The sequence below is a fragment of the uncultured Campylobacter sp. genome, from assembly GCF_938045205.1.
Taxonomy (GTDB): domain Bacteria; phylum Campylobacterota; class Campylobacteria; order Campylobacterales; family Campylobacteraceae; genus Campylobacter_B.
In genome coordinates this window covers 1-24,921 of the sequence record NZ_CALIMY010000029.1, presented here as the reverse complement: position 1 = coordinate 24,921, position 24,921 = coordinate 1, and the positions used below count along the sequence as shown (strand labels likewise).

Annotated in this window: 23 protein-coding genes; 12 read left to right on the top strand and 11 right to left on the bottom strand. The window is 48.1% G+C overall.

The genetic code is table 11. The features are described from left to right. From Q0198_RS01800 to Q0198_RS01770, 7 genes are all read right to left on the bottom strand, one after another. On the bottom strand, window positions 1-558 hold a 558-nt coding region (locus Q0198_RS01800; protein ID WP_297894345.1), incomplete at its 3' end, for an NAD(P)H-hydrate epimerase. Further along, window positions 555-2,072, bottom strand: a complete 1,518-nt coding sequence (locus Q0198_RS01795) for a YifB family Mg chelatase-like AAA ATPase (RefSeq protein ID WP_297894344.1) — start codon at window positions 2,070-2,072, stop codon at window positions 555-557. The genes Q0198_RS01795 and Q0198_RS01800, both read right to left, overlap by 4 nt. Next, window positions 2,069-2,587, bottom strand: coding sequence for a peptide deformylase (def, locus tag Q0198_RS01790; protein ID WP_297894343.1), 519 nt, complete (start codon window positions 2,585-2,587; stop codon window positions 2,069-2,071). The genes Q0198_RS01795 and def overlap by 4 nt, the downstream gene beginning before the upstream one ends. Next, complete coding sequence (clpP, locus tag Q0198_RS01785) at window positions 2,584-3,171, bottom strand: ATP-dependent Clp endopeptidase proteolytic subunit ClpP (protein WP_297894342.1); 588 nt, start codon at window positions 3,169-3,171, stop codon at window positions 2,584-2,586. The genes def and clpP overlap by 4 nt, the downstream gene beginning before the upstream one ends. Beyond that, on the bottom strand, window positions 3,172-4,485 hold the full coding sequence (gene tig, locus Q0198_RS01780; RefSeq protein ID WP_297894339.1) for a trigger factor: 1,314 nt from the start codon (window positions 4,483-4,485) through the stop codon (window positions 3,172-3,174). Between the two features lie 156 nt (window positions 4,486-4,641). Beyond that, the gene (locus Q0198_RS01775) at window positions 4,642-6,018 is read right to left on the bottom strand and encodes a TonB-dependent receptor (protein WP_297894337.1); all 1,377 of its coding nucleotides are present in this window, start codon (window positions 6,016-6,018) and stop codon (window positions 4,642-4,644) included. Continuing rightward, complete coding sequence (locus Q0198_RS01770) at window positions 6,002-6,793, bottom strand: TonB-dependent receptor plug domain-containing protein (protein ID WP_297894335.1); 792 nt, start codon at window positions 6,791-6,793, stop codon at window positions 6,002-6,004. Before Q0198_RS01770 ends, Q0198_RS01775 begins: the two co-directional genes overlap by 17 nt. A gap of 187 nt (window positions 6,794-6,980) precedes the next feature. On the opposite strand from Q0198_RS01770, the gene folE reads away from it, so the two are divergent. From folE to Q0198_RS01750, 4 genes are all read left to right on the top strand, one after another. Continuing rightward, a complete protein-coding gene (gene folE / locus Q0198_RS01765; protein WP_297894333.1) occupies window positions 6,981-7,565 on the top strand; it encodes a GTP cyclohydrolase I FolE in 585 nt (194 codons plus the stop codon). Window positions 7,566-7,676: 111 nt separating this feature from the next. Further along, window positions 7,677-8,876, top strand: coding sequence for a NifS family cysteine desulfurase (locus Q0198_RS01760; protein ID WP_297894331.1), 1,200 nt, complete (start codon window positions 7,677-7,679; stop codon window positions 8,874-8,876). 3 nt (window positions 8,877-8,879) lie between these two features. Next, window positions 8,880-9,881, top strand: coding sequence for an iron-sulfur cluster assembly scaffold protein (locus tag Q0198_RS01755; RefSeq protein WP_297894325.1), 1,002 nt, complete (start codon window positions 8,880-8,882; stop codon window positions 9,879-9,881). 410 nt (window positions 9,882-10,291) lie between these two features. Beyond that, the gene (locus Q0198_RS01750; protein WP_297894323.1) at window positions 10,292-11,080 is read left to right on the top strand and encodes a transporter substrate-binding domain-containing protein; all 789 of its coding nucleotides are present in this window, start codon (window positions 10,292-10,294) and stop codon (window positions 11,078-11,080) included. Between the two features lie 608 nt (window positions 11,081-11,688). Here Q0198_RS01750 and Q0198_RS01745 read toward each other — a convergent pair. Continuing rightward, complete coding sequence (locus Q0198_RS01745; RefSeq protein WP_297894319.1) at window positions 11,689-12,375, bottom strand: SapC family protein; 687 nt, start codon at window positions 12,373-12,375, stop codon at window positions 11,689-11,691. A 151-nt stretch (window positions 12,376-12,526) separates the two neighbouring features. Here Q0198_RS01745 and Q0198_RS01740 point away from each other — a divergent pair, with 151 nt between their 5' ends. Together Q0198_RS01740 and Q0198_RS01735 are read left to right on the top strand one after the other, a co-directional pair. After that, window positions 12,527-13,300: a 3'(2'),5'-bisphosphate nucleotidase CysQ gene (locus Q0198_RS01740; protein WP_297894318.1), complete on the top strand. Its 774-nt coding sequence runs from the start codon at window positions 12,527-12,529 to the stop codon at window positions 13,298-13,300. 63 nt (window positions 13,301-13,363) lie between these two features. Continuing rightward, window positions 13,364-13,759 (top strand): prepilin-type N-terminal cleavage/methylation domain-containing protein, encoded by a 396-nt coding sequence (locus Q0198_RS01735; RefSeq protein ID WP_297894317.1) that lies wholly within the window; start codon window positions 13,364-13,366, stop codon window positions 13,757-13,759. A gap of 17 nt (window positions 13,760-13,776) precedes the next feature. On the opposite strand, the gene Q0198_RS01730 is transcribed toward Q0198_RS01735, so the two are convergent. After that, window positions 13,777-14,388: a hypothetical protein gene (locus Q0198_RS01730; RefSeq protein ID WP_297894315.1), complete on the bottom strand. Its 612-nt coding sequence runs from the start codon at window positions 14,386-14,388 to the stop codon at window positions 13,777-13,779. A 96-nt stretch (window positions 14,389-14,484) separates the two neighbouring features. On the opposite strand from Q0198_RS01730, the gene Q0198_RS01725 reads away from it, so the two are divergent. The 5 genes from Q0198_RS01725 (at window position 14,485) to Q0198_RS01705 (ending at window position 21,415) form a co-directional block, all read left to right on the top strand. Next, window positions 14,485-15,054, top strand: a complete 570-nt coding sequence (locus Q0198_RS01725; protein ID WP_297894313.1) for a TRAP transporter small permease subunit — start codon at window positions 14,485-14,487, stop codon at window positions 15,052-15,054. A gap of 93 nt (window positions 15,055-15,147) precedes the next feature. Continuing rightward, the gene (locus Q0198_RS01720) at window positions 15,148-16,509 is read left to right on the top strand and encodes a TRAP transporter large permease subunit (RefSeq protein ID WP_005871492.1); all 1,362 of its coding nucleotides are present in this window, start codon (window positions 15,148-15,150) and stop codon (window positions 16,507-16,509) included. Window positions 16,510-16,550: 41 nt separating this feature from the next. Continuing rightward, entirely contained in the window at window positions 16,551-18,374 is a 1,824-nt protein-coding gene (locus tag Q0198_RS01715; protein WP_297894309.1) for a biotin/lipoyl-containing protein, read from the top strand. 130 nt (window positions 18,375-18,504) lie between these two features. Then, window positions 18,505-20,088 carry a phosphoenolpyruvate carboxykinase (ATP) gene (gene pckA, locus Q0198_RS01710; RefSeq protein WP_297894307.1) on the top strand — a complete coding sequence of 528 codons (1,584 nt, stop codon included), beginning with the start codon at window positions 18,505-18,507 and terminating at the stop codon, window positions 20,086-20,088. Continuing rightward, window positions 20,063-21,415 carry a CAP domain-containing protein gene (locus Q0198_RS01705; RefSeq protein ID WP_297894305.1) on the top strand — a complete coding sequence of 451 codons (1,353 nt, stop codon included), beginning with the start codon at window positions 20,063-20,065 and terminating at the stop codon, window positions 21,413-21,415. The genes pckA and Q0198_RS01705 overlap by 26 nt, the downstream gene beginning before the upstream one ends. Window positions 21,416-21,553: 138 nt before the next feature. Here the strand turns inward: Q0198_RS01705 and Q0198_RS01700 are convergent, their stop codons facing one another. After that, entirely contained in the window at window positions 21,554-22,108 is a 555-nt protein-coding gene (locus tag Q0198_RS01700; RefSeq protein WP_297894302.1) for a hypothetical protein, read from the bottom strand. A gap of 200 nt (window positions 22,109-22,308) precedes the next feature. Further along, the gene (locus tag Q0198_RS01695) at window positions 22,309-22,926 is read right to left on the bottom strand and encodes a Type 1 glutamine amidotransferase-like domain-containing protein (RefSeq protein WP_297894299.1); all 618 of its coding nucleotides are present in this window, start codon (window positions 22,924-22,926) and stop codon (window positions 22,309-22,311) included. 95 nt (window positions 22,927-23,021) lie between these two features. Here Q0198_RS01695 and argH point away from each other — a divergent pair, with 95 nt between their 5' ends. After that, entirely contained in the window at window positions 23,022-24,410 is a 1,389-nt protein-coding gene (gene argH / locus Q0198_RS01690) for an argininosuccinate lyase (RefSeq protein WP_297894346.1), read from the top strand. The last annotated feature ends 511 nt before the right edge of the window (window positions 24,411-24,921 follow it).

The following is a 24,921-nucleotide window of genomic DNA, read 5'->3' as shown; positions in this document are numbered from 1 at the left end:
TGGCTTGCCTAAATCTCCGCCGTGTTCTGCGGTTTCAAATTTAGCGCTTGTAAATTTTGAGCCCTTAAATTTCGTGCTTAATTTATCGCCGCCGCCCATAATGCCCGCGTTGCTTAGGCTTTCGAGCTCGCGCCGCGGCTCGCTCGCGCCAGCGTCTTTTAAATAGGAGCCGCCTACGCTTTCATGCGCGCAGGCATCCTTGCTAGACGCGCCCTCTACGTGCCCGCAATCGTCTTTCGCGCTCGCGATATCGATAAGCTTAACCCCCGCAGCCCGCGCCGCATCAGCTTGAAATTTGCCCGCCGCGCTTCTATTTTCCAGCACGCAAAGCGCCGTGCAGCTAAAATCGCCGCTTAGCCTTCGTAGTGCCACCATCGCGTCTGCGCCGTTGTTTCCGCCGCCGCAAAGTGCCAAAACGCGCGAGCCCTTTTTGAGCCGCTTTCTGATCTCGCGCTCGATCTTGCAAGCGGCATTTTCCATTAAAATTTGCTCGCCAAGTCCAAATTTCGCGCTAGCCCGCGCGTCGAGTTCCTCGGTGCTAAAGAAAATTTTTTTCAAATTTCGCTCCTTATGCGAAAGCTAAGAGCCTCCAAAATATGCGCCTTGGCGATGATTTCGGCGCCTGCTAGATCGGCGATAGTGCGCGCGAGCTTTAGCGTCTTATTCACGCCGCGTTGCGAAAGATCGTAGCGGGTGATCGCCGTTTGCAAAATCTCCCGCGCAGCGCTTTCGCAGACGCAAAATTTTTCGGTCTCTTCGTCGCGTAGCTTTGCGTTTAGCTCGCTCTGTCCGCGAGCCTTTTGCGCGCGAAACGCCCGCAACACCGCATCTGCCATCTCCTCGCTGCAAACGTCGCTTTTATCGTCCGCGCCAGTCTCGTCCATCGCGACGTATATGTCGATGCGATCAAGCAGGGGCGTGGAGATCGTGTTTTTGTAGCGCCTGATATCGTTTAGCGAGCAGGTGCAGGTGAGGTTTTTGGAGAATAGATTTCCGCACGGGCAGGGGTTTTGCGCCGCGACGAAGATAAATTTCGTTTGGTATTCGACCTTGGAATTTACGCGCGAAATCAAAATTCTATTATCCTCCAGCGGCTCGCGCAGGCTTTCTAAAATTTGCTTTCCGAAGTGCGGCAGCTCGTCGAAAAACAGCTCGCCGCCGTTTGCGAGCGCGACCTCGCCGATCTTTGCGCCGCTACTGCCGCCGCCGAAAATCGAGCTGCGTGTGCTGGTGTGGTGCGGCGAGCGGAAGGGGCGCAGTGCGCTGAAATCGACGTCCTTGTTATTTAACGACTCGTAGGCGCACGAGAGCAGTACTTCGCCCAGGCTCTGCGGAGGCAGAATCCTGGCTATCCGCTTTGCGCACATGCTTTTGCCGCAGCCGGGGCTGCCCTCAAAGAGGATATTGTGCATGCCGCACGCAGCGATCAGGCTTGCGCGTTTGGCGCGTTTTTGCCCTTTGACGTCTTTGAAATCTAGCGAAAAATCGCAGTTGGGGACGTAAATTTGCCCGCCAATCTCCACGACGTTTTTAAAAAGCGGATGGGTTTCTCGCATGAGCCTGCTTGCGGCGAATTCCTCGTCTAAAAAAAATCTGACCGCGTCGCTTAGGCTACCCACGGCATAAACGTCGTAGTTTGGGATCGTGCAGGCCTTTAGAGCTATGCTTTGCGGCACTAAAATTTTAGCGCGCTTCACCTTCGTGCTTAAAAAAAGCAGGATCGAAAAGAGGCTCGCCGTGCTCTTTAGGCTGCCGTCTAAACCGAGCTCGCCGAAGACGAAGAAATCGCCGTCGATGCGCTCTTTTTGCAGCGCGATGAGAAGCGCGATCGCAAGATCGAAGTGCGAGCCGTTTTTGGGCGTGTCGGAGGGGGAGAGATTTATGATGATTTTGGAGGCGGGAAATTTAAAATTTAAGCTCACAAGCGCGGCTTTTACGCGACTTTCGCTCTCTTTTATCGTAGCTCCCGCAAGACCGACGATATTAAATCCCGGCAGCCCCCGCACGAATGTCGACTCGACCTCTACGGGGATCAGAGCATCCGTGAATGCAGCGCATTTTAGGGATTTCATTTCGATTTTTCTTTTAGGCTTTTTTTGAATTCTTTATCAAATTTTTTGCGTTTATTGTATCCGATACGCTCGATGAAAAGATGCCCGTCAAGGTGATCCATCTCGTGCTGGATACAGACGGCCAGTAGCTCGCTAGCGTCCATTTCGTGGGTATTGCCGGCGCGGTCTTGAAACTGCACCGTAATAAACTCGGCGCGTGTGACGTCCTCATAAAAGCCGGGCACCGACAGGCAGCCCTCCTGGTAAACGACCTCGCCTTCCTTTTTTAAAATTTGCGGATTGATGATCTCGATGAGGTCTTTTTTGTCTTGGATTTTTTCCTCATTGGCTAAATTTATGATCAAAGCGCGCACGGGCCTGCCTACCTGGATGGCGGCAAGGCCTATGCCGTTTTTTGCGATCATCGTCTCATACATATCGTCTAAAATCTTTCCCAGCGCCGCGTCGAATTTCACGACCTCGGTCGATCTTTGATAAAGCTTTTTATTCGGATAGGTAAGGACGTCCAGGATCATCTATTAAAGCTCTTTTGAAGTACTTGATCGATCAGTCCGTATTGCACGGCATCCTTGGCGCTCATGAAAAAGTCGCGATCGGTGTCCTTTTCGACCTGCGCGAGATCTTTGCCGGAATTTTGCGAAAGGATGTTATTTAAAATTTCTTTCATTCGTAAAATTTCTTTGGCTTGGATCTCGATATCTGTAGCTTGACCCTGCGCGCCGCCTAGGGGCTGGTGGATCATTATGCGCGAGTTTGGAAGCGCGTAGCGTTTGCCTTTGGCGCCGCAGCTTAGCAAAAACGCCCCCATCGACGCCGCTTGACCGATACAGATCGTGCTCACGTCGGGTTTGATGTAATTCATCGTATCATAAATACTAAATCCGCTCGTAACCACGCCGCCCGGGGAGTTTATGTATAGATAGATATCCTTATCCGGATCCTCCGCCTCCAAAAACAGAAGCTGCGCGACGATCGAGCTTGCCACTGCGTCGTCGATCTCACCGCTAAGCATTACGATACGGTCTTTTAGCAGCCTCGAGTAGATGTCGTAGCTGCGCTCTCCGCGACTAGTTTGTTCGATAACATAAGGAATCACCATCTATTCGCCCTTCTCTTCTTTTTTGCCCTGCTTTGAGAAAATATCGTTAAATAGCTTCTCCTCGATTAGCGCCATTTTGACGGCTGGTAGCATGCCGTTGTTGCGGTATCTATTTAGATGCTCCTTCGGATCGACGCCGTAGGTGTAGGCTTCCATATAGACCGCTTGGACGAGCTCCTGATCGCTCACGTCGATCTTGCGCTTTTTGGCTAGCTCGTCGATTAAGAAGGTAAGCTTGACGCTGTTTTCGGCAGCCTTTCTAAACTCTTCGCGCTTTTTATCCAGAGCGTCTTTGTTGTTTTTAAATTCCTCGATCTGCTCCTTTGAAAAGCCGCTCCAGGCGTTGTTAAACTGCAAATTAATCTCCTGCTCGACGATCGCTTTTGGAAGCGCGAAGTTAAATTTCTCGGCGAGCGCGTCGGCAAATTTAGGCTTTAAATCCTCATTTATAAGCTTTTGAAGCTTATCGTTTTTGATGCGCTCTTTGATACGCGCTTCAAATTTCTCCTTGCTCGGCTCTTTCTCGCCCGGAAGCGCTTGCTTTAGCTCCTCCTCGCCGAGCTCTTTGGCAGGTTTTTTAGCCTGAATTTCATGAAGCTTGACTTTAAAGATCGCGTCCTTGCCGGCTAAGCTTTTCGCGCCGTAATCTTGCGGAAATTTAACCGCCACGTCGCGTTCCTCGCCCACTCTAAGTCCGATCATACCGTCTTCAAAGCCCGGGATGAATTGATTTGAGCCGATCTGAAGGACGTAATCCTGCGCCTTGCCGCCGTCGAATGGCTTGCCGTCCACGAAGCCTTCGAAGTCGAATTTTGCAAAATCGTCTTTGGCTAGAATTTTTTTGTTGGTTTTAGAAAGCGGCGCGATCATCTGCAAAAATTCCGCCACTTTTTCGTCGATCTCTTTTTGAGTAACGCGCGGACTGCTAAATTTCGGGATCAGCTCCTCATACCCCTCGACGCTAACCTCGGGTCTGAAAGAAATTTCGATCTCGACATCGATATCGCCGTTTTTTTCATCAAATTTAGAAAAGACCGGCTCGGATAAAATTTCATCTTGTTTTTTCTTTAAAATTTTAAGAGACTCGTCGATCATATTTTTAAGAAGCTCCTGCTTTGCATCGCCCTCAAGCTGCTTGCCGTATCGCTTTAAAACTACCGCGGTAGGCACTTTGCCCTGTCTAAATCCGTCGATTCTTAGCTGCTTGGAAGCCTTTTTGGCTAGCTCTTCTACTTTGGCTGCGATCTGCTTTGCTTCGATCTTGCTCGCAGCTACCGCATTCGCGGCGTCTTTCATTTTTGCTTTTACTTCCATAAAATTCCTTTAGAAAATTTAAAAATAGCTCGTAATATATCAAAAAATTTCTTATTTAAAGTATAAATTCCTAAAATTTGCCGAGCCTAAGCGGCTCGCGGCTTTTAAATTTTAAAATTTTAAGAGCCCGCCTTGAAATTTAAAGCGGGACTGAGGCTAAAATTTTACCGATACGTTAAACATAAACTGCCGCGCGTAGCCCATTTGAATAGGTATCACGCTCGTGGTCGTGCCGGTTGAGGATGAGGTGTAGTATTTTTTGTCGGTCAAATTTTTGACGTTGAACGAAAAATTCGTATCATAGCCCGAAATTTTAGTATCGTAGCTCACGAAGGCGTCATAAACTACGGCGTGAGGCAGCTTAAAGGCCGTTCCTGCGGGCACGTTCGGTAGGTTCGTGCGCATATAGTAGGTGTACCACGAGCCGAAGTATCGCGCGCCGCCGCCAAGCCTAAGCCCCTTTGCGCATAGATGCGCAAAATCGTAGTTGGCAAATAGGCTTGCTTGGTGCTTCGGCGTCGCTTCCAGCGGTTTGCCGATTAGCACCGCAAAAGCGCCGTCGTCCTCACGCACTCTCGTTTTGGTATATGCATAGCTCGCCGACATGCTAAGTCCCTGCGTCACGCGCCCGTTTATATCGAGTTCAAATCCTCGCGAGCGAGCCTTGCCGATCGTCTCGCTTATATTATTTACCGTCCGCAGGATGTTTCTTTTATCGATATTAAACACCGCCGCACCCGCAGTGACTCGATCGTTTTGAAATTTAGTGCCGAGCTCCACGGATTTGCCTTCCTCCGGCTTTAGATCGCCGCCTATCGCCTCGCCTACGGACATCTGCGGTGTGAAGCTTTGCGCGTAGTTAGTATATACCGACCACTGCGGGCTCAACAGGTACAAAAGCCCGCCCTGATAGGTCGTAGCGGCCTTTTTCTGATCGGTGCTGTTCGGTCCTTGCCAGCTTTGTTTGGCTACTTGATCGTAAAATTCCCTACGCACGCCCAAAGAAAGTATTAACTCGTCGGTTAAATTTATATTATCTTGGGTGTAAAGACCGATCGTTCTTAGCTTTTGATATTGTATTTTTGGCTCTCTATCGTTCGTTAGGACGGCGCCCGAAGCGGTCTGCCCGGTAAGCATATTGATGCGCCCTGCGGTGCCTTTTAGCGCGCCCGGGCGGTATCTGTAGTAGTTTTTGTAATCCGTGCCGAAAAGGACGTCGTGCTTAAGCGGACCCGTTTCAAATTTGCCGTTTAGTGTGACGCTTGCTGCGTGCGTGCGGTGTATGAAATTATCGTAGTAGTTATACGATCGCGTCGTGCCGGTAAGGCCTTGGGGCGTGAATGGATTGTTCGGACGGACGTAGCCGTATTCGTGCTTACTGCGCGAGAAAGCATAGGCGCCTTTTAATATCCAATCCTCGTTAAATTCCTTCTCAAAGCCGAAATCAACCGTATCGAGTTTGCTTTGTAGTTTATTTACCGGCTCGTCGAAGCGGACTTTGCCGCTGCCGTAAATTTTACCCGTACTCGGCACTAAAAAACGCGCCGCGATCCACCGGATCGGTAGAGTGGCTATGAGTGTAGCCTAAGCTTATCGAATAATCATCTCCTTGATACGCAAGCGACGGCGCAAAGAGCGTGTTTTTTATACCGCCGAAGCTTCGCCAATAATCCTTCGCGTAGTAATCGAATATAAATCTATACGCAAAGCCGCTGTCTGCGATCGGTCCCGTAGTATCAAATCCCGCGTCCCAATAGTTGCGATTGCCCAGCCCGCCCCAAATTTCATTTATAAACTCATACTGCGGCTTTTTGGTTACCATGTTTATGACGCCGCCCGGTTGCTGCGCACCGTAGAGCATGCTCGCGGGCCCTTTTAGAACCTCGACGGATTGAATGGTTTTGTTGTAGTTGTGCATCACGGCGCCCGGCACGCCGTTGCGCATAATCGAGCCGTCGCGACCCTCGCCGAAGCCGCGCTTGATGATCGCATCAAAAATATTTCCCGTCGTATTCGCGTAGCTTATGCCGCTTACGTTTTGTAGCGATTCGGCTAGAGTTTCTGGCTTTTTGTCCTTTAGATGCTGCTGCGTTACGACGTTTACGGTTTGCGGAATTTCTAAAATTCTCTTAGTCGTCTTGCCGATCTCGCTGCGTACGGCACGGTAGCCGTCGTCGTTATTCGCCCACTCTACGACCTCGATATCGCCTAGGTTTTCGCCCGAGGCGGAGTTTGCTGCGGCGTTTTGTTCGGCGCAAGCAAAAGAAAAAAGCGCCAAAGCCGCGCCAAAACTCATCTTAAATTTCATTACCGAACTCCTTTTAGATAAAGCTTATCGAAACTGTGGATTTTAAACAAAAATTTCTTAAATTTAAATATATTATCATTAACATAATGAGATTGATAAAATTTCGCGTGGAATTTTAAAATTTATCAGCGTTATAAAAGGCGTTTTTGAGTAATATCGCGCATCGATCTTTAAGGAATTGCTAAAAATGGACGAAAAAAGCCGAGCTAAATTTGAAAACTGTGTATCGCAGATGCTTGAAATTTTAGGCGAGGATCCGAGGCGCGACGGGCTTGCGAAGACGCCTGAGCGCGTGGCTAAAGCCTATGAGTTTCTAACTAGCGGCTATGAGCTGGATCCAAAAGAAATTTTAAACGACGCGCTGTTTGAGAGTAGCAACAATGAGATGGTTTTGATAAAAGATATAGAATTTTATAGTCTCTGCGAGCACCATCTGCTGCCTATCATCGGGCGCGCGCATGTCGCGTATATCCCGAATAAAAAGGTCGTGGGGCTTAGCAAAATTCCGCGTATGGTAAATATTTTCGCGCGCAGGCTGCAGATCCAAGAGCAGCTTACCGAGCAGATCGCAAGCGCAATCCAAGAGGTAATCCATCCGCTCGGCGTGGGCGTGGTGCTGCAGGCGCGGCACATGTGCATGGAGATGCGCGGCGTGCAAAAGATCAACTCGACCACGACTACGTCGGCACTGCGAGGGCTTTTTATCAGCCGAAACGACACGCGCAAGGAATTTTTTGATCTAATAAATTCTCCGAAAACTTTTGGTTTTTAAAACGACAAGCGTTAAAGAAAAATTTAGCAATTATGTTATATTATCGTGCGAAATTGATAAAAGAGCGAAATTGTCTGATTAAATTTCAGACAAATTTTAGAAAGGAATTTTATGCAGCGCGTTTATTTAGATAATAACGCCACTACGATGGTCGATCCCGAAGTTTTTGAGGAGATGAAGCCGTTTTTTTGCGATAAATACGGCAACCCGAATTCCCTTCACAGCTTCGGCAGCGAGACCCACCCCGCGCTAAGAACTGCGATGGATAGGCTCTATGCGGGACTCGGCGCTGCGGACGCGGACGATATCGTCATCACGAGCTGCGCGACCGAGAGCAATAACTGGGTTTTAAAAGGAATTTACTACGATAAAATTCTAACCGGCGAGAAGGATAATATCGTCATAAGCTCCGTCGAGCACCCCGCAATCAGCGCGACCTGTGCTTTTTTAGAAAAAATTTGCGGCGTAAAGATTACTCGCCTGGGCGTCGATAAAGACGGACTAATCGATCTTGACGAGCTTAGCGAAAAGATCAACGACAAAACCGCGCTTGTTAGCGTGATGTGGGCAAATAACGAAACCGGCACGATCTTCCCCGTTAAACAGATCGCACAAATCGCACACGAGCGCGGTGCGCTATATCACGCGGACGCGGTGCAGGCCGTAGGTAAGATAAAGGTAAGCGTGCGCGATGCGGACGTGGATTTTTTAAGCCTTTCGGGGCATAAATTTCACGCTCCAAAGGGCGTCGGCGCACTCTATATTAAAGATAGCAAGCCGCTTACGAGCCTGCTTCACGGCGGCGAGCAGATGGGAGGGCGCCGTAGCGGCACACTAAACGTAGCGGGCATCGTGGGGCTCGGCAAAGCCTTGGAGCTAGCGAATAAATTTATGGATTTTGAGCGCACTCAGGTAAGTAGACTGCGCGATAAGCTGGAGGACGCGCTTTTGCAAATTTCAAACGTAAGCGTCGTGGGCGATCGCAGCATTCGCGTGCCAAACACCATCCTCGCCTCGATCCAAGGTGTCGAGGGAGAGGCGATGCTGTGGGATCTAAATAAAGCGGGCATAGCCGCTTCTACGGGCTCTGCATGTGCGAGCGAGGCGCTTGAGAATAACCCAATAATGGAAGCGATCGGCGCAGATAAGGAGCTGGCGCATACGGCGTTAAGGCTTTCGCTGTCGCGCTTTACTACGGAAGCGGAGATCGATTATGCGATCGAACATATTAGTAAAGCTATCGCCCGTCTTCGCGGGATTTCAAGCACATTTGCTTACGCGCCGCAAGGTTATGAGAAAAATAAAGGATAAAAAATGGCAAAAAACAGTTTAATAAACGGTTCGATTTGGGAGCAATACTCGCAAAAAGTGCAGGAGCGCATGAATAATCCTCGCTATATGGGCGAGATCACCGAAGAGGAGGCGAAGGCTAGGGGCGGCAAGCTCGTGGTCGCGGACTTCGGCGCCGAGAGCTGCGGCGATGCGGTGCGGCTATATTGGCTGATAGATCCTAAAACCGATAGAATTTTAGACGCTAAATTTAAAAGCTTCGGCTGCGGCACGGCGATTGCGAGTTCGGATACGATGGCTGAGCTTTGTATCGGAAAGACCGTCGATCAAGCGGTGAAGATTACAAATTTAGACGTAGAGCACGCGATGCGCGATACCCCAGATGAGCCTGCCGTACCGCCGCAAAAGATGCACTGCTCGGTCATGGCATACGATGTCATCAAGCAGGCCGCTGCGAATTACAAGGGGGTCGATCCCGCGCATTTCGAGGATGAGATCATCGTGTGCGACTGCGCGCGCGTAAGCCTCGGCACGATCAAAGAGGTGATCCGTCTAAACGACCTCCATACTGTCGAGGAGATCACGCAATACACCAAAGCAGGTGCGTTTTGCAAATCCTGCGTGCGCCCGGGCGGACACGAGGAGAAGGATTACTATCTGGTCGATATTTTAAAGCAAACCAGAGAGGAGATGGAGCGAGAGAGACTTCAAGCTCAAGCCGACGCGAGTGCCGCTAATAACGTGAAAGCGGGAGCCGAGATGAGCTTTGAGCAGCTAAATTTGATCGGTAAATTTAAAGCAGTCGAAGGAGTGCTTGACGAGGATATCCGTCCGATGCTTCAGATGGACGGCGGCAATCTCGACGTCATCGATATCAGACCTGCAGACGACGGCAAAACGGACATATATATCCGCTATCTTGGCGCTTGTAGCGGCTGCGCCAGTGGTGCGAGCGGTACATTATACGCGATCGAAAATGTTTTGCAAGAAAACCTTAGCCCAAACATCCGCGTAATGCCGATTTAGGCTTATCGGTCGCTACGTTTCATCTTGGCTTGGTCTTTACGAAGTTTTAAGAGCTTGAGCTTTTGCGCAACAGCGGAGCTAAATTTCGCCCCTTAGCGAAATTCGCAATTAGACGCTAAATCTGCGTAGAATTTCGCCGTTTGCTTTTAAGAATATCGTAAATTTTGCTAAGGTTTTCTAGCGTGAAATTCATCCGTAAATTTTGTCTATAAAATTTAATTAAAAGAGCTTTTTATTTCGCTCGTGTAAGTTTTTTATGAGATTTCGTTTGTAAATTGGACATAGAATTTCTCCGCGAATTTCATCTTTTCATAAATTTAGATGAAAATGCGCCATAAATCGCAGAATTTTAGCTGGCTATAATTTCTTTTTATTATAATTGCGCCTTATTTCAACTAAAAGGGGAGCAAATGAAAGTATTTGTTTTGGCAGCTCTGCTACTTGGTTTTCTATCTGCAAATTCTTTGGATCAGATCAAAAAAGATAGGCTCGTTCGCATAGGTGTATATAACGATCAGCCGCCGTTTAGTGCGCTCGTAGACGGCAAATATAGGGGATTTGAGATTGCTCTTGGCGAGAAGCTCGGTAAGGAGATTTTCGGCGATAATCCTGGCAAGGTAAAATTTATCCCGATCACGGCTTCAAGGCGCATTAGCGCTTTACAGCGTAATGAAGCGGATATGGTGATTGCGACCTTTACTCCGACGCCCGCGCGAGCGAAAAAAGTAGATTTTTCGGAGCCTTATTTTAAGGTGCAGGTAGGTGTGCTAGCCAAAAAAGACGAGAATGTTACGAGCTTCGATCAACTCCGCAAAAAGAGGATTTTCGTCATCAAACACTCTCCTATTCACAATTTCTTACGAAAAGCGGGCTTTAGAAAGAATTTAAACTTTTGCGCCAGCTCGGCTAAATGCTACCGCGCTTTTAAAAGGGCGAAAAACGCCGTGCATGTCGATGATAATCTAATCCTGCACGCATACGCGATCATTGATAATAAAACGCAGGTTGCTTTGGATGGTCTAGGTAAGCAAACTTACAACGCAATCGCCGTGCAGAAGGGCAATAATGCGCTGCTAGAGCTAATCAATACATCTTTAGCGGGATTAAAAAAAGATGGATTTTTGGATAAGACCTTTGATGATACGCTCGGGATTTTTTATCATGGCACGATCGATAAGAAGGAATTCTTGGTTGAATAAAATTTCGTGCAGAATTTAACGTGCGCTTGACTTCCGCGCAAAATTCGGTTCATTGTAATTACGGAGTGAAAAAATACATTGCGGGCTTAATTTGCTTTTAAAATTCGGTCTTGATTTTGCTTGCCTATGTTTTGAGGCATGTAATTTTTATGGGGGTTTATTTAAATTCTACTATTCATAGAATTTTTAGGTAAACTTGCAAAATTTCATTTTTTTGATGCATAAAATATTTTTTGTGATGCATATTTTAAATTTTATAAATTTATCTACTTGAAAGAAATTAAGAATTTAATAGAATTTTATGCAAAAATTTGGGCTTGAAATTTTATGTATAAAATCCTGCGTGGGCAAGGTGATAAATTCTGCCATAAAATTTTATGGCAGAATTATGCGGTCAGGCTCTCAGTATGTTTAGTCTTAGCTATGAATAAAGTCATTTAGACTCTAAGACTTATGCTACTATATAAGCTTAATGGGTATTTATAAAAACAACTTGCGCCGTAAAATACTTGCTACAATTTCGCGCAATGGCGCTTTTAGGAATTAAATTCTGCGACGTTAAATCATAAAATTCTAAAAATTTCTAGCTATTCAAGTAGCGAAAACGTCTATTTTTTCGCTTCTTTCTGCGCGGTCGGTGGGTCAAGCTGCATGATCTTATCGCCCAGGCGCTGAAAATTTGCAAGGCTTTTTAAGTGGAAATACACTAGCTCCAGATATCCGCGGCGCGCAAAATCCGCAAGCTTTTTATCGCTTAACTTCAAAAGCTTTTCGCGATTTACGACCGAAAAGCCGTTTAACAGGGACGATTCCTTGCCGCTAGAGTTGATGCCGAGCTCCTTGGCCTCTAAAATCCCCGCCTTTTGAAATTCCGCCGCCGCAACGCGCGTGCGCATATCTAAATCGGCGTAGTTTTTCATCACCTCTTTTAAATTTTGTAAAAACGGCGTCGGCTTGCCGTCTTTAAAAAGCGCCTCGCCCCCGCCTTTGATCTGCTGCGCGTCCTCATCGAAGCAGATCGCAGTCTGCTCGCCGATCTGGGCTAAGAAAAATGGATAATTCTGCACCGAAGAAGGCACCGTTCCTTTATAATCCTTATCGATTAGAACGTTTTTGGTGCGCCCTAGCAGCGCCACCATTTTGGGCTCTTTTTCGATAGTAAATACTATAACGAGGTTGTCTGCGCAAAACGGGATCTCCGGCGCGATCACCGGCACGAAAGGTGCGGTAGGGAATGCATCCGCGTGATACTGCAAATCCGCGTGTTTAACGCTATCTAATACGACTGGGGTCATGTTGATCCTTTAAAAAATTTTAGCAATTATATAAAAAAGAATATTAAAATTCTAAAGGGTTTTGAAATTTTACCTGTTTTTTTATTTGCGTAAATTTAGACGTTTAGAATTTTAAATTTGATAGAATCACCGTTAAATTTAAGGAGCAAAAGTGGGCTTGGATGAGCTTTTGGCGCTTGCAATAGATGCCGCAAAAAAGGCAAATGCCGCGATAATGCAAAATTACGACAAATTCGATGTTTTCGTTAAAGCGGACAAATCGCCACTTACGAATGCCGATCTTGCGGCAAATGATGCGATAACGCGCACTCTAGAGCCCAGCGGCATCGCGATCTGCTCGGAAGAGTGCGTACTAGATAGCAAACAGCGTATTAGCGAGGAGAGATTTTGGCTCATAGATCCGCTGGACGGCACGAAGGAGTTTATCGCGCGCAACGGCGAGTTTTGCGTCTGCATCGCGTTGATCGAGCATGGGCGTCCGATTTTAGCGGTAATCGGCGTGCCCGTAAGCGGCGACATATATAGCTCAAATGGCGGCGGAGTTTATAAAAACGGCGTACTGCTCGCTCGTCCCACTAGCGCGCCGCAAATTTTCATGCACGGCCGACATAGCAAATCCGAAAAATACCCGCAATTCGCGCAAAAATTTGGAATGCAGCTCGTGCGCAAAGGCTCTGCGATAAAATTTTGCATCTTAGCCGAGGGGGGTGCCAGCGCGTACGCGAGATTTAGCGACTGCTCGCTTTGGGACATCGCCGCCGGGGATTTTTTGCTACATCAAAACGGCGGAGCGGTAGTGGATCTAAAGACGATGAAGGCGCCGCTTTATAACGGAAAAAGCCTGATAAATAACCACTATTTGGCGGTCGGCGCGAATGCTATGAAATTTTTACCTGAAATGTTGGAGTTTGCGAAGAATTTTTAAGCTAAATTTATAGTAAACGCTCTATAATATAAGTCCAAAAATTTTTTATCAAAGGATAAAAACATGAAGGGCTTTACTATGATCGAATTAATTTTCGTGATCGTGATTTTAGGTGTTTTGGCGGCAATTGCCATTCCAAAACTAGCAGCTACGCGTGATGATGCGGAAGTCGTTAGAGCAGCGCAGAACGTATCTACATCACTGACTGATCTAATGGCTTATTATACTTCGCAAGGCGAGTATGATAATAGCACGACAGGTTTTAATAACATGACGAATGTTAAAAATCCTATTACCGCAAAGAATAAGGTTTGTGCTACATACACTGTCGATAGCAAAAATAAGGTTACTCTTAAAAAGAGTACAGATGGCCTATGTGCTCACGTATGGGAGATGCCGGGGCTAAAGAATATAAATACTGTATATTCGTCTGATGCTTTGCTAATTATTACACAGTAACTTCTTTGGCGCAGAGGCTACCTCTGCGCCTTCTTATTCAAAAATCCAAGAAAAATTCCAACCATCCAAATAATTGCGAAAAATATAAAGATAAAGCTCCAAAATTGCGCCAGATCCACGCTTTTACTTGCCGGAAACAGATACCAACCTCCGCTATAAAGCACCGTTAGCTTGGCTTGCAGCCCCTCTAGCGTTGTATTGGTCGGCACCGCTGGTACATCGAATGCGCAGCTGTTAAATGGCTTAAAAATTGGCACTATGCTTAGATCGAAATTTAAAAATTTCACCGCTCCGCCGCAGCCGCTTATCCCTCCCATTTCGCCGTCTTCGCGCAGTACGACGTGGATTTTGGCTAAATTTAACGACGAGGCGAATCCTAGCGCCGCGCCGTAAAACCACACCGCATATCCACAGATTGCGCCGTAAACGTCCTTGCCGCAAACCGCTAAAATCGCCGCTCCTAGCGCTATGGCGCAAAGTGCGAATCTCACGTGAATACTAAAGCTTTCCGGATAGATAAAAAGAAATTTTTGCAAGAAAAAATATGAAAATGCTAGCCAAAAAAGCGCCCAAATAGCGCAAAAGGCGAGAAATTTTTTAGAGTATCTGTTTTGAAATTTTAAAATCATAAAAATCCTTTCCGTGCATAATTTTATAATAAATTGCAGATATTTTTGCTAAAATCCCAGCTTTTATAGCAAAAATTTCAAGCAAAGGGTAAAATTTTGAAGGGTTTTTTACGCAGATTAGAAAGAGCTTTTGATGCGTTCGCAAATATCTTAGGCGTATTGAGTATCGTATTTTTGGCGCTTTTAGTTATAGTCGTTTTTTACAATGTTGTGGCGCGTTATCTTTTCCCCGCCGCAAATTCCGTCGCTATGCAAGAACTTACGTGGTGGCTATATTCAGCGATGTTTTTATTCGGTGTGACTTACGCGCTCAAAGAAAACGCCCACGTTCGCGTGGATATTTTTTACGAAAGATTTAGCCCCACTGCAAAAGCACTCATAAATATCTTAGGCACAATATTTTTCATTTTGCCTTTCGTAGCGCTCGTGGCGTTTTTTTCGATCGATTATGTAAGCGAGGCTTATACGAGCCATGAGGCCAGCGCCAACCCCGGCGGTATGCAGCATCTTTGGATCATCAAGTCCGCAATCACGCTTAGCTACGCGTTTTTATTTATCTACGCATTTGGATTTTTGATTAAAAATATTAACGCTCTGCTTGATGTTAGGGAAAACAAAGGCTCGGAATTTCTTAGTGGGAATTCTTCGGGCGCACAGAGTGTGTGAGGGCAAAATGAGCTTAAATTTAAAATTCTATAAATTTTACGCTTTTCGCGCTTGGGCGGAATTTTGCCACGGCGAGATAAAAGGTGGCGAACTATGATAGGCATAGTGATGTTTGCGGCAGCACTTTTTATGCTGTTACTGGGATTTCCCGTTGCGTTTACGTTCGGCGCCGTGGCGGTGATTTTCGGCTTTATCTACGGACTTAGTGAGGCATGGGATTACGCGCAGGGCTTTGAAATTTTAACTGAAGCTTTCGAGGATATGAGCAGGCAGTTTTTCTCACTGATGCCTAATAGAATTTACTCGATTATGGAAAATCAGCTGCTAATTTCGGTGCCGCTTTTTATTTTGATGGGTATGATTTTGCAAAAGACTCGCCTTGCGGAGCGTTTATTAGAGTCGATGGCATTTTTATTCGGCGGCGTACGAGGCGGCGTGGCGATCAGCACCGTTTTGGTGGGCGCATTACTTGCGGCTACGACGGGCATCGTGGGCGCGACTGTCATCGCTATGGGCGTCATCAGTCTGCCCGTGATGATGAAATACGGCTACGATAAGCCTCTAGCTACCGGCACCATCGCTGCTGCGGGCACGCTTGGGCAGATTATCCCGCCCTCGATCGTGCTGATTATTTTAGGCGATATACTTTCTGTTTCGGTGGGTGATCTTTTCTCTGCAGCAGTTATTCCGGGGCTCGTGCTAGTTGGTTTTTACGTGATTTATATTGCGATTATTTCATATATTTGCAAAGATTATGCGCCGCCTGTTCCGCCGCTAGAGGGACTTAGCAAATCAAAGCAAATTTTTATCGCGCTTAAAAACGTCGTGCCGGTGCTTGTGCTGATTTTGCTCGTCTTGGGATCTATTTTTGCGGGCATCGCTACGCCTACGGAGAGCTCGTCGGTAGGCTGCTTGGGTGCGATAGCGCTAGCTGTTTTATATCGCACGTTTTCGTTTAGGCTGATCTATGACGCGCTAAAAAATACCGCTAAAATTTCGGGCATGGTTTTTATGATTTTGATGGGCGCCACGGCATTTTCGATGATTTTTTCTTACACGGGCGGAGATGAGGTCGTAAAAAATTTTATGGAGAATCTGCCTGGTCAAGCATGGGGATTTATCGCGCTTACGATGGTAGTTATCATAGTGCTTGGATTTTTTCTAGATTATGTTGAAATTTCATATATCATTTTGCCGATACTTTTGCCGATAGTAGAGTCTTTGCATATCAATCCCGTGTGGTTTGCGATCTTAATCGCTGTAAATTTACAAACGTCGTTTATGACGCCGCCATTTGGATTTTCGATATTTTTCTTAAAGGGCGTAACGCCGCCGCAAATCCACACCACGGACATTTACAAGGGCGTACTGCCTTTTATTTTATTGCAAATTCTAGTGCTATTAACGCTCGCAATCTTTCCGGGGGTTTTCGGTTTAAAAGCTTTTTTAGGCTAGAAATATTAAAATTCACGCTAAATTTAACCTAGGAGCTAAAAATGGCTAAAAAGCTTATCGACGTTATGGATACGACTTTTCGCGACGGATTTCAGTCGGTTTTCGGCGCGCGCGTGGCGATGCGGGACTTCTTGCCTGCCGTTAGCGCGGCCAAGGACGCCGGCATCACCCATTTCGAGTTTGGCGGCGGCGCGCGGTTTCAGAGCCTGTATTTTTACCTAAACGAAGATGCCTTTGAGATGATGGATAAATTTAGAAGCATCGTGGGGCCTGAGGCGAATCTGCAGACCCTTAGCCGCGGCGTAAATACCGTCACGCTCGATACAGGCAGCCGCGAGATCATCGATCTGCACGCCAAGCTTTTTGCCAAGCACGGCACGACGACGATTAGAAATTTCGACGCGTTAAACGACGTGGAAAATTTAAAATTTAGCGGCGAGTGCATACATCGTCACGGTCTTAAACACGAAATTGTGGTTACGATGATGGATCTGCCGCCCGGATGCAGCGGTGCGCACGATGCGGCGTTTTATGAGAGAATTCTGCGTCAAATTTTAGACGCGCAGATTCCGTTTGATAGCGTCTGCTTTAAAGACGCAAGCGGCACCAGCAGCCCGCAGAAGGTCTATGAGACGATCAAGCGGGCGCGTAAAATTTTAGGCGACGGCGTGCATATACGCCTGCACACTCACGAGACGGCGGGCGTTAGCGTCGCGTGCTATCAGGCTGCGCTCGTTGCGGGCGTAGACGGCATCGACCTTGCCGCGCATCCCGTAAGCGGCGGCACGAGCCAGCCGGACATCCTTACGCTGCTACACGCGACGAAGGGGCAAAATTTTGACCTGGGGCTAGATGCAGAGAAAATTTTAAAATACGAAGAGGTTTTGGGCGAGTGCTTGAAGGATTACTTCATGCCGCCCGAGGCCACGCAGGTAAGCCCACTCATTCCGTTTAGCCCGATGCCAGGAGGCGCGCTTACGGCAAACACTCAGATGATGCGTGATAATAAAATTTTAGACAAATTCCCAGCCGTCATCAAGGCTATGCGCGAAGTCGTCGAAAAGGGCGGCTTCGGCACGAGCGTGACGCCAGTTAGTCAGTTTTATTTCCAGCAGGCGTTTAACAATGTAATGTTCGGCCCGTGGAAAAAGATCGCCGAGGGCTACGGCAAGATGGTGTTAGGTTATTTCGGCAAAACGCCCGTTAAGCCGGACGAAGGCGTGATTAAGATGGCGGCGGAGCAGCTGGGACTACAGCCTACGACGAAGCATGCCGTAGATATTGCCGATGCCGACGAGAGCAAAAGCGTCGCGTATGCGCAGAAACTTCTACGCGAGCAGGGCATCGAGCCTAGCGAGGAGAACATATTTATAGCGCTTGCGTGCAAAGAAAAGGGCATCGCGTTTTTAAAAGGCGAGGGCAAGGTGATGAGCCGCAAAAAAGAGGATGTAGCGCCCGCCGCAAGCCATCAAAACGGTATTTCTAAAAACGGCAAATTTGACGTTAAGATTAACGGCAAAATTTACAACGTAGAATTTGCCGGACAAAACGTGCTCGTAAACGGCGATCGATACGACGTCAGCTTCGATACCTCGGCGCCCGCAAAGCCGCAAGTGCAAACCGCTCCTGAAAGCAAGGCAAGCGGTACGGACAGCAACGAAGTAAAAGCGACGCTTCCTAGCAACGTATTTAAAATTTTAATAAAGGAAGGCGACGCTGTTAAGGCGGGGCAGAATGTCATCGTTCTTGAAGCGATGAAGATGGAGATAAATATCGAAAGCCCGCGTGATGGCGTAATCGATAAAATTTTAGTCGCTCAAGGCGATACGGTCGATGCCGATCAAGTGCTTGCGATTTTAAGATAAGCTCTAAATTTAGGCGGCGCTTCCGCTTAAATTTCATGGCGACCATCCTCGGTGCTTAAGCGAGCTCACCTAAATTTTAAGCTATAATAGCGCAATCTTTTATCAAAATTTAATTTAAAAAGGATGCAAAATGACAACTCCGAACGATCTGGATAAACTAGGTCTTAAAAATATCAAAAAAATCAACCACAACCTAAGCTACGACGAGCTTTTTGAGCTTGAAAAAGCGATGAATGAGGGGCGCGTGTCAAGCAACGGCACCTTTATGGTCGATACCGGCATCTTTACGGGTCGCAGCCCCAAGGATAAGTACTTCGTAAAACAAGATCCGAGCCAAAAATACATTGCTTGGGGCAAGATAAATCAGCCCATCTCAAAAGAGCTTTTCGATAAGCTTTTAGCCAAAGCCAAAGCCCAGCTAAGCGGCAAGGAAATTTTTATCCAAGACGCATTTTGCGGCGCTAGCAAATCCAGCCGCAAAAACGTGCGTTTTGTAACCGAAGTCGCGTGGCAGGCGCATTTTGTAAAAAATATGTTCATCCGCCCAAGCGAAGCGGAGCTGGCGGAATTTCATCCCGATTTCGTCGTTTACAACGCGTGCAAATGCAAAAACGAAGATTACGCGAGCGACGGGCTGCACTCCGACGTTTTCGTTATCTTTAACGTCGAGGAAAACGTCGCGGTTATCGGCGGCACGTGGTACGGCGGCGAGATGAAAAAGGGAATTTTTTCTATGATGAACTACTGGCTACCGCTTGAGGGCAAGCTAAGCATGCACTGCTCGGCAAACGTGGGCAAAGAGGGCGACACGGCGCTATTTTTCGGCCTAAGCGGCACGGGCAAAACGACGCTATCGACCGATCCTAATCGCAAGCTAATAGGCGATGATGAGCACGGCTGGGACGATGAGGGGATATTTAACTTCGAGGGCGGCTGCTACGCGAAGTGCATAAATTTAGACCCGAGCAGCGAGCCTGAAATTTACGCAGCGATCAAACGCGACGCGCTGCTTGAAAACGTGGTCGCCAACGAGGCGGGCGTCGTGGACTACAAAGACGGCAGCAAGACCGAAAATACCCGCGTCAGCTACCCGATCTATCATATCGATAATTACGAGCCAAGCTCTGCGGGCGGTCATCCGAAAAACATAATCTTTCTAACTGCCGACGCATTCGGCGTTTTGCCGCCGGTCGCAAAGCTAAGCAAAGAGCAGGCGATGTATTATTTCCTAAGCGGCTATACGGCAAAGGTTGCGGGCACCGAGCGCGGTATCACCGAGCCAGTGGCGACCTTTAGCGCATGCTTTGGCGAGCCGTTTATGCCGCTGCATCCGACCGTTTATGCTAAGCTTCTGGGCGAAAAGATCGACAAGCACAATGTTAGCGTCTATCTGGTAAACACAGGCTGGAGCGGCGGCGCGTACGGCGTAGGCAAGCGAATGAGCATAAAAGCCACGCGCGCGTGCATAAACGCGATCCTTGACGGCAGTATCAAAAAGTGCGAGTTTGAAAATTTTGGTATTTTTAACCTAGCGATCCCAAAAGAGCTCGCGGGCGTCGAGACGAAGCTGCTAAATCCTATTAATACATGGACGCACCCGGCGGAATATAAGATCACGCGCGATAAGCTTGCAAAGATGTTTGAAGAGAATTTCAAACGCTACGAGGACGTAAAAGAGGGGGTCGAGTTTGCCAAAGCGGGCCCTACGGCTTAGGCTCCTGGGTCTTGGGGCGATCTGCGCGCTTTTTGCCGCATGCGAAAACACCCCCTCAAATTTAAAACAGCCGCTCGTTGCGATGAGCGGCTTTTCCTTTTACGACGATCCGTTAAGCTACATCAACAATGTGCGCGCAAAATCGGGGCTAAATCAGCTTGCGCAGAATGAAATTTTAAATACCTCCGCGCTTAATCACGCAAAATATGTCGTCGCAAACGAGGCGATGTCGCACGACGAGACCCCGGGCAAGCCGAATTTTACGGGCGAAAATCCGTCAAAGCGCGCTTTTTATGCAGGCTATAATGCCGCAGTACGGGAAAATTTATCCTATAACTCAAGCGATCTAAAAAGCGCGATCGACGGGCTTTTAAGCGCGATTTACCATAGATTTGCATTTTTGGATTTTGCTTCGGATGAGATCGGCATCGGCTATTTTGAGCACGGCAAAAAAAGTAGCTACGTTTTTGAGATGGGAAATTCGCGCCTTAACGCCTTTTGTTTGCGGAATTTAAACGACGAAGGAAGCGGTAAATTTCTACTGGGGATGTGTAAAAACGAAACGCTGCGGATGAGGGAGGATAAGTTCAAAGGCGCCACCGCGCTGAACTCGCGCCCTTACGTATACTACCCGAACGACGAGCCCGCGCTCGCATTTTTTAGCAACGAAATTCCCGATCCCATGCCCGAGTGCAAAATCACCGCAAACCCCGTAAGCGTGGAATTTAATGCCGAGGGGCCGCCCGTAGCGATGAAAAGTTTTAAAATTTACGAAAGCGGCAGGGAGCTTCAAAACGTTAAAATTTTAGACAAAAACTCCGATCCTAACGCCATTTTAAGCGATAGGCAGTTCGTGCTTTTCAGCAGAGAGGTTTTTAAATTTGACACCAAATACGGCGCGGAGTTTAATTACGAGCAGGGCGGTAAGCAAAAAACGCTACGGTGGGAGTTTATCACGCAGGCGCCTAAATTTAGATACTTCGTCGTGCAAGGCGGAGAAAATTTGAGCGTGAAAAACGGCGCGTTTTACGACATATTCGTAACCCCGAAAGACTGCAACGATTTGATGAAAAGCTACAAAACCAGCTACTCTTTTATGGATAAGCCCGAAATTTCAAGCCCCGCGGCAAATATGCTGCGCGTAAAGCTAAACGGCGCAAAGGGCGCGAAGCTTGAAATTTCGACAGACAACGGTGCAATAATAAATCTGTATTTAAACGACGACTCCAAAAGCTACGGCGGCATGGGTAAAATTTATGCCGCAATCGCGGCGGTTTTGGCGGCGATCATTTTGTTTTGTCTTTTGGCAAGAAGAAGAGGGCGATAGGTGCGAGATGTATTTTCGCGACCTCCGCTTTTGTCTGCCTGCACATGGGTGCGTAATGCCTATCCTGCGTGAAATTTAGCGCAGAACTTGGTTTTAAATTTTAAATTTCTCGCCGAAAGTCGAGGTTGGCGCCAAATTTTAATCTAAATTTGGATTTATCTCATCCGCAAGTTTTAAAATTTTAGCCTGTACCGCCTCAGGAGCGTAGATATCCATCCACTCTATCCCATTCGAAGCGCTAAAAAGTACGGCGATCTGTCCATCGCTCATCGCGCGCTTGGCAAGCTTGGTCGCTGCGGGGCTGTTGCCCATATTTGGCGTCTCGTCTATGCTTATCTCGGCGCAGCGGCGCAAAATAGGCGCCAAATCAAACTCTCCCTCGATCAAAATAATAACCGAGCCGCGCCTAAAGCTGCAAGCGTTCCAAAAGATCTCGGCGCCGTTTACGCATTCTCGCGAGAGATCGAGGCGAAATTTACCCCGCTCGCGCACAAGGAAGCTAAACTCACTCAAGTTTAGCGGGTGCTCCACACTGCCGAATGCCCCCACGATGCTATCTTTGCGGCCGTTATAGACATAGGCGGCGAGCGCATTTTGCAGTAGCGGCGCGATGATCTGATCGTGCGCGCTCGTATGGTCGTCCTCTCTGGCGCGGCCTGGGATCTTTACGAAAAACGGTTTGAAATACTCCATAAACGCTCCTTAAATTTATAAAATTTGTTTAAATTTAGCGCTCGCGGCGGTTAAATTGAGCTCGCTGCCGCAGCATTTTCGGCTCGTTTTTCAGACATCGCCGTTTTAAATTTTAAAATTTTACGTAGGCTTTAGCGCGTAAAATTTCAGATGCCGTTTTTCTAAATTTAACGCGCTTTTAGAACGCTGTGCGTTTAAATTTACCGCCCTAAAATTTCAAATTTATCGCCGTGCACCGCGATCGCTTCAGCGTTATTTATCGGCGTCAAATTTAGCTTGCCGCCGTAAGCTTTTAAAATTTCGGCTGCGCTTTGCACGAAAGGCTCCTCGCCGTAGTGCGGCACGGGGTAAAATTTAACCAGATCAAGCCCAGTTTGCGCCGCCGCCCCGTACTCGCCCGCATCGTCCATCACGCTCGCGTACTCCACGCTGGGAGCTGTGATCATAGCGCCCGCCGACTCGCCCACGTAGATGAGCTCGCCGCTTCGGACGCGATCTGCGATGAGGTCTGCAAGCCCTTTCTTTTTAAGCTCGCGCAAAAGATAAAAAGTGTTGCCGCCGCTTACGTAAAGCACCCGCGCTGCGCCGATCTTTGCCTTGGCTTCGGCCTCGCTCGCTTTTGAAATGTCTAAAATTTGAACCTCAAAGCCCATTTTGGCAAACGCCTCTTTCGCCTCGTCCACGTAGTCTCGGTACTCCTCTACGTTTGCGGCGGTCGGGACAAAAAGCACCTCTTTGGCGCTGATATTTTGCCTCGCATAGTCCTCAAAAAGCGTCGCCGCACCCGCAAAATAGGAGCATAAAAACATCTCGATCATCGTTTTTCCTTTCAAAAGGCCGAAATTTTGCGCTATTTTAGCTTAAATTTTATAAAATCACCGAAAATTTAAACGAAGGAGCGAGCGTGAAAAAAATGTGGGAGGGGCGCTTTAGCGAGGCGAGTTCGGCGCTTTTGGAGGAGTTTAACGCCTCGATCGGCTTTGATAGGGCGCTTTGGCAGGAGGATATCGCGGGCAGCAAGGCGCACGCTCGGATGCTCGGCGCCTGCGGGATTTTAAAGCCTGACGAGAGCGAAAAGATCGTCGCGGGGCTTGACGCCGTGTTTGAGGAGATAAAAAGCGGTAAATTTGAGTTTAAAACCGCCGACGAGGACATCCACATGGCGGTCGAAAAGCGCCTAAGCGAGCTCATCGGAAGCGATCTTGGCGGTAGGCTACACACTGCGCGCAGCAGAAACGATCAGGTCGCGCTTGATTTTCGCCTCTACGTGCTTAAAAGCGGTGCTCAGGTTGCCGAAAAAACCCGCGAGCTAGTCGCCGCGTTGCGAGATATCGCAAGCAAGCACACAGACACGCTGATGCCGGGCTACACGCACCTTCAGCATGCCCAGCCCGTGAGCCTTGCCTATCATTTGCTAGCTTACGCGTTTATGTTTCGCCGCGACTACGAGCGCTTTGCTAATTCGCGCGAGCGAAATAACCTCTGCCCGCTAGGCTCCGCCGCGCTTGCCGGTACGCCGCATCCGATAAATCGCGAGTTAGTCGCGCAGCAGCTGGGGTTTGCGGGAGTGACGCCAAACGCGATGGACAGCGTCAGCGACCGCGACTTCGCGCTGGAGATTTTGTTTAACGTAAGCGTGCTGATGACGCATGCGTCGCGCCTGTGCGAGGAGCTTATCTTGTGGAGCTCGCAGGAGTTCGGCTTTGTGGCGATCAGCGACGCGTACAGCACGGGCAGCTCGATCATGCCGCAGAAGAAAAACCCCGACGTCGCCGAGCTAATCCGCGGCAAAACGGGGCGCGTAAACGGCAATCTCGTCGCGCTGCTAACGGTGATGAAGGGCTTGCCGCTAGCTTACAACAAGGATATGCAAGAGGACAAGGAGGGTGTTTTTGATAGCGTTGCCACTGCGCTTGCTAGTCTTGAAATTTTAAAACAGATGCTAAAAACGGCTAAATTTAACGAGCAAAATATGCTAGCTATGACGCGCCGCGGGCACCTTACGGCGACCGATCTGGCGGACTATCTCGTGCGGAAGAAAAACGTGCCGTTTCGCCGGGCGCACTTCATCACGGGCAAAGCCGTGGCGTATGCGGAAAATTTGGGTTTAGATCTTAGCGAGCTAAATGCGCAGCAGCTTACAAGCGTGGATGAGAGCTTGGATGCGGGCGCGGTTAAATTTCTTGATCTAAACGCTTCTAAGGAGGCGCGCAAGTCGCAGGGAGGCACGGCAAATGAGAGCGTGGCGGCGCAGATTGAAATTTTAAACGAGTGGCTGAAAGGGCTAAATTTAAGAGCCTAAGAGCGGCGAAATTTTAAAATTTAGCGCTCGTAGCTTTGAAATTTCGTAGCCGCAGCTTTAAATTTTAAATTTGGTGAGCTCGACGATCTGTGTGGATACCATACACGGGCTGCGCGGGATTAACAAGCGGTAGCGTGTTAGCTGTGTGCGGAACGGGCTTTGTGACGAGATTTTGAAATTTCAGTCGCAGACTGCAAAGTAAAATTTAAAGGACAGGCTCCGCGCAAAGCGGAGCGCTTGACTTGAAGTTTAGGACGTGGGCTAAAATTTAAAAGAGGCACCGCTAGGTTACCCAAGTGCAGCTAGAAAGCGCGAGCAGACTTTGCGCGCGGGTTTTAATCGGCGCTGAAGGCGGCGCAGCGCGGAATTGAATTTAAACTCAAACGTTAATGACGGCGGATCGGATTTTTTCGGGAGCGGAATTTAATCGAAGCAAATTTAAACATGGAGGGCGTTTTGATATATCTGGTGTCTAATACGAAATTTGATCATCCGCAGGTGAGGCAGCTTG

Bases quoted from the DNA above. Each gene is read 5' to 3' on its own strand.
- Q0198_RS01760 (WP_297894331.1), top strand. From the start codon at position 7,677: ATGCAGCGCGTTTATTTAGATAATAACGCCACTACGATGGTCGATCCC.
- pckA (WP_297894307.1), top strand. From the start codon at position 18,505: ATGACAACTCCGAACGATCTGGATAAACTAGGTCTTAAAAATATCAAA.
- Q0198_RS01695 (WP_297894299.1), bottom strand. From the start codon at position 22,926: ATGATCGAGATGTTTTTATGCTCCTATTTTGCGGGTGCGGCGACGCTT.
- Q0198_RS01750 (WP_297894323.1), top strand. From the start codon at position 10,292: ATGAAAGTATTTGTTTTGGCAGCTCTGCTACTTGGTTTTCTATCTGCA.
- Q0198_RS01715 (WP_297894309.1), top strand. From the start codon at position 16,551: ATGGCTAAAAAGCTTATCGACGTTATGGATACGACTTTTCGCGACGGA.
- Q0198_RS01700 (WP_297894302.1), bottom strand. From the start codon at position 22,108: ATGGAGTATTTCAAACCGTTTTTCGTAAAGATCCCAGGCCGCGCCAGA.
- Q0198_RS01755 (WP_297894325.1), top strand. From the start codon at position 8,880: ATGGCAAAAAACAGTTTAATAAACGGTTCGATTTGGGAGCAATACTCG.
- def (WP_297894343.1), bottom strand. From the start codon at position 2,587: ATGATCCTGGACGTCCTTACCTATCCGAATAAAAAGCTTTATCAAAGA.
- Q0198_RS01745 (WP_297894319.1), bottom strand. From the start codon at position 12,375: ATGACCCCAGTCGTATTAGATAGCGTTAAACACGCGGATTTGCAGTAT.
- clpP (WP_297894342.1), bottom strand. From the start codon at position 3,171: ATGGTGATTCCTTATGTTATCGAACAAACTAGTCGCGGAGAGCGCAGC.
- Q0198_RS01730 (WP_297894315.1), bottom strand. From the start codon at position 14,388: ATGATTTTAAAATTTCAAAACAGATACTCTAAAAAATTTCTCGCCTTT.
- folE (WP_297894333.1), top strand. From the start codon at position 6,981: ATGGACGAAAAAAGCCGAGCTAAATTTGAAAACTGTGTATCGCAGATG.
- Q0198_RS01795 (WP_297894344.1), bottom strand. From the start codon at position 2,072: ATGAAATCCCTAAAATGCGCTGCATTCACGGATGCTCTGATCCCCGTA.
- argH (WP_297894346.1), top strand. From the start codon at position 23,022: ATGTGGGAGGGGCGCTTTAGCGAGGCGAGTTCGGCGCTTTTGGAGGAG.
- Q0198_RS01720 (WP_005871492.1), top strand. From the start codon at position 15,148: ATGATAGGCATAGTGATGTTTGCGGCAGCACTTTTTATGCTGTTACTG.
- Q0198_RS01770 (WP_297894335.1), bottom strand. From the start codon at position 6,793: ATGAAATTTAAGATGAGTTTTGGCGCGGCTTTGGCGCTTTTTTCTTTT.
- Q0198_RS01735 (WP_297894317.1), top strand. From the start codon at position 13,364: ATGAAGGGCTTTACTATGATCGAATTAATTTTCGTGATCGTGATTTTA.
- tig (WP_297894339.1), bottom strand. From the start codon at position 4,485: ATGGAAGTAAAAGCAAAAATGAAAGACGCCGCGAATGCGGTAGCTGCG.